This is a genomic window from Streptomyces sp. NPDC003697 (genome assembly GCF_053587115.1).
Genome location: NZ_JBSFNN010000179.1, coordinates 1 through 1,147 on the forward strand (window position 1 = coordinate 1; position 1,147 = coordinate 1,147).

The window sequence follows — 1,147 nt, forward strand, 5'->3', positions numbered from 1 at the left end:
CCGGGCTGGCGGGAGATCACCGCTCGCGGCGACCGGACGACGCTGACCGCGTCCGACGTGCCCGTCTCCTCGGTCTCCCGCGAACTGACCTCCTAGGCAGCCGGACGAGCTGGACGGCGTCCACGACGGCCCGGTGCGCGGCGAGGTAGCCGAGGCGGAGGGTCCGGGTGCGGAACCCTCGGGTCGGCGGCGGCCGGGGAGCCCCAGGACACGCGGCGGTCCTGGTCACCGCCGAAGCCGGACTGGTGCGAGCGGTCCGCGCCCCACGCCGAAGCGGGTTCGGAGTGGTCGCCGTGCGGTGCCCCGGCCGGGCCGGGTTCCTCGGCCGGGTCCTCGTCGAAGAAGTGCGGGCCCGTCTCCTCGACCGCCGCGGGCGGCGGGCTGAGCGGTTCGCCGTCGGACGGCGCCGGCCGGCTGGTGCCGGGCACCCAGGCGGCACCGTTCCAGTACCGGACATATCCAGGAATGGACGGGTCCGGGTAATAGCCTTCGCGGGGCCTGTCGTCACCGGGTGCCGGGGTTGGGGCGCTCATGTCCGTCGTCCCGTATCTGCTCGGGGGTCGTCTGGGGCCTCCACATCTATCAGACCGGCGCACCCGCCACCCCCGGTCCGGCAGGACGGACTCCTTTCCGGGCAACCTCGTGCACGAACCTCGCATCCGCGGAAGCACGACAGGAGAAAGTTCTCCCGCCTCTCGCTCCTGCCCGGCGCCCCGCCGTCTCCAGTCCACCGCGCTCCCACCGGGCCGGACACGCACCGCCCGCGCCGCGTCCGGCACCGCCCCGCACGGGGCACCGGAGCGGCACGCGGCGACGACCGCCTCACCGGACCCGCACCCCTCACGCCGGGCGCGTGAACCGGCGCGACGGCCGCTCGGGACCCTCACCCGGCGCGACCCCGTACGGGCGGGCCCCCAGTCGGCGGGACGACCGTTCGGACAGGCCCCCACCCGGCGCGACGGCCACACGAAAGGACCCCCGGTCGGCGGGGGCGGTCGTACGGGCGAGCCCGTCCCCGGCGGGACGCCGGGGACGGGCCGGGGGGGTGGCGCCGGGGGGGCTGTTCGGCGGCGGCGCGGCCGTGGTCGTGCAGAAGTGGGACGAGGGCCGGCGCGGCGGCGACCGGACGGTCACGTCCCCTCCGCCC

Annotated in this window: 1 pseudogene; it reads right to left on the reverse strand. The window is 77.0% G+C overall.

From position 1 onward, the window contains the following. Positions 1–440: 440 nt before the first annotated feature. Positions 441–659, reverse strand: a pseudogene (locus tag ACWDNY_RS31430) (hypothetical protein); the annotation flags it as partial. Positions 660–1,147: the final 488 nt, after the last annotated feature.